The following is a 2,988-nucleotide window of genomic DNA, read 5'->3' as shown; positions in this document are numbered from 1 at the left end:
CCATCCGGATTAAACGGATACCTGACAGCGTTGTCGTAAAAACCTACCTTTAGGGGTACGCGTCCGCTGGGGTTGGCGGGGTTGTTCTCGCGCGGCGCTTCAAACATGAAAGACCATCTGTCATCCGCCGAAACGGTGATGTAGGGATCGTAAGTTCCTATCAAGTTACTGTGGAAGACCCCGTTAACCCCATGAGTCAAGGTCTGACTAGTAGATGAGATCGAGTATCCCAAGTAAGAGCCTTCATCTGCATGCAGAAAAACGCTCCCCGTCTGCGCAATCAGATCAGCTGCATGCGCGCCACTTATGGCACCCGAGGTCAGGGCAACGCACAATGCCACTCTGCAAAAAATTGAATACATAACAAGCTCTCTGGTTGACTTATTGACCGCCGCGTACCGAACGGGTTGCCTGGACACTCAAAATCAGGCCAAGACAGCCAATTAGAAATAGGACTTGAGACCCGGGCTCTGGGATGGTCGCGGTCAGTGGGATCGCAGAGTTATATCTGAATGACCCGTACAACGCCGGTCCGGACTTGTTCAATGTCTCGCCATACTCCGCAAAGTCAACTGCTAGCGAAGTGATCTCGCCGAAGATGTCCTGACTCACTTCCAAGACATTAAACCAACCCGACAACTTGTTGTAACCACGAGCAAAACCACTAACCTCCATACCGGGGTTCAGGTCTGATCCGGAGATGGGCCTGCGGGCATTGTCATAAAAACCCACCTCTAAAGGCCGCGTCTGGACAAGGTTATCCACCGCACTATATCGAGGTGCACTGAATGTCAAAGAGAAGTCTTGCGGCCAGCCTGAATAGAAAACAGTGACATCTGGGCCCCATAGATACGTTCTAAATGCCTGCTGCCCCGTCCCGTTAACGAATGTCTGACCTTCTGTCGGCAGGTTGAATCCGATGTAGTTCCCTGGATCTGCCTTAAGGAACAACGCCGCCGAATCCGCTATACCCTCGGCCATGAGATCCACGCTCAGGCTCAATGCAAAAATGCAGACCGCCGCTCGGCGAATCAATTTTTTCATAATCAAAAGCAATCTGTGAAGTAAACAAGACTTGCTGGATATATGCGCACAGGGCCTTCAGCGTGAGCACGTCAACGCGAAGAAACACCTTACCCAACAGAGAGGCGCGCAATCAATGGTCTAAATCCAAAGGCGATTCGGCATCAACTGACTCCCATTTTTTGTTGCTTATAAGGCTTGAAGCCTACATGAAACAAAGGGCAAAAAAAAGGGCCCGAAGGCCCTTTTTCCATCACTCCACCGTCACGCTCTTCGCGAGGTTACGAGGCTTGTCAACGTCCGTACCCTTCGCGCAAGCCGTGTGATACGCCAGCAACTGCAGTGGCACCACGTGCAGGATGGCTGACAGCGCACCGTAGTGCTCTGGCAGGCGGATCACATGCAGGCCAGGTTCGGCCTGGATGTGCGTGTCGCTATCGGCGCACACATACAGTTCGCCGCCGCGTGCGCGCACTTCCTGCATATTGCTCTTGAGCTTTTCCAGCAGGGCATCGTTGGGGGCCACGGTCACCACGGGCATCTCGGCCGTGACCAGGGCCAACGGGCCGTGCTTGAGCTCGCCTGCGGGGTAGGCCTCGGCGTGGATGTAGCTGATTTCCTTGAGCTTCAAGGCGCCTTCCAGCGCGATGGGGTAATGCAGGCCACGGCCCAGGAACAAGGCGTTCTCTTTGCGGGCAAAGGCTTCGGCCCAGGCCACCACTTGCGGCTCTAGAGCCAGAACGGCTTGCAGCGCGGCAGGCAGGTGGCGCATGGCCGTCAGGTGCTTGGCTTCTTCTTCGGCGCTCAGGTTGCCGCGCAGCTTGGCCAGGGTCAGCGTGAGCAGGAACAAGGCGGCCAGCTGGGTGGTGAAGGCCTTGGTCGAGGCCACGCCGATTTCAGCACCGGCGCGCGTCACGTAGTGCAGCTTGCATTCGCGCACCATGGCACTCGTGCTCACGTTGCAGATGGTCAGCGTCTGTTCCATGCCCAGGCTGCGTGCGTGCTTGAGCGCGGCAATCGTGTCGGCCGTTTCGCCAGACTGGCTGATGGTCACGATCAGGGTGCGTGGGTCAGGCACGCTGTCGCGGTAGCGGTATTCGCTGGCAATCTCCACTTGCGTGGGAATCTTGGCAATCGATTCGAGCCAGTACTTGGCCGTCGAGCCCGAGTAATAGCTGGTGCCGCAAGCCAGGATCAGCACACGGTCGATCTGCTTGAACACGGCTTCGGCACCGTCGCCAAACAGCGTGGGCGTGATGGCCTCGACACCTTCGAGCGTGTCGGCAATGGCGCGCGGCTGCTCGAAGATTTCCTTTTGCATGTAGTGACGATACGGGCCCAGCTCCACGGCGCCGCTGTGTGCGGTCACGGTGCGCACGGGGCGCTGATCGGGCTCCACGCGGCTATGCTGCGCTTCGCCAACCTTGCGGTGTTCGATCCAGTGGCGGCCGGGCTGCAGGTCCACCACGTCGCCCTCTTCCAGGTAAACGATCTGGTCGGTCACGCCGGCCAGGGCCATGGCATCAGACGCCAGGAAGCGCTCGGTGGCATCGGCACCACCCACGCCCATGATCAGCGGCGAGCCATAGCGGGCACCGATCACGCGCTGGGGTTCGTCGCGGTGGAACACGGCAATGGCGTAAGCGCCGGTCAAGCGCAGCGTGGCGGCCTTCACGGCAGCGAACAGGTCGCCGTCATACAGGTGATCGACCAGGTGGGCGATGACTTCGGTGTCGGTCTGGCTCAGGAAAACATAGCCTTTGGCCTGCAGTTCGCGGCGCAGTTCTTCGTGGTTCTCGATGATGCCGTTGTGCACCAGGGCCACGCGACCGGGCTTGGTGTCAGGCGCATCGGCGCCAGGGCCGTGCGAGAAGTGCGGGTGAGCGTTGCGCACAGCGGGCACGCCGTGGGTGGCCCAGCGGGTGTGGGCGATGCCCAGGGTGCTGTTGATGCCTTCTGTTGTGG

2 protein-coding genes are annotated in these 2,988 nt (G+C 58.7%); both read right to left on the bottom strand.

The genetic code is table 11. The features are described from left to right. Positions 1 to 381: 381 nt before the first annotated feature. Entirely contained in the window at positions 382 to 1,044 is a 663-nt protein-coding gene (locus tag EPO09_RS21005; protein WP_290646349.1) for a hypothetical protein, read from the bottom strand. Between the two features lie 232 nt (positions 1,045 to 1,276). After that, a partial coding sequence (glmS, locus tag EPO09_RS21000) for a glutamine--fructose-6-phosphate transaminase (isomerizing) (RefSeq protein WP_290646347.1) occupies positions 1,277 to 2,988 on the bottom strand: 1,712 nt, incomplete at its 5' end.

The sequence above is a fragment of the Aquabacterium sp. genome (assembly GCF_004297345.1).
In the GTDB taxonomy this organism is placed as follows: domain Bacteria; phylum Pseudomonadota; class Gammaproteobacteria; order Burkholderiales; family Burkholderiaceae_C; genus Aquabacterium.
The sequence above is the reverse complement of the archived record's forward strand: the minus strand, read 5'-3'. Positions and strand labels throughout refer to the sequence as shown.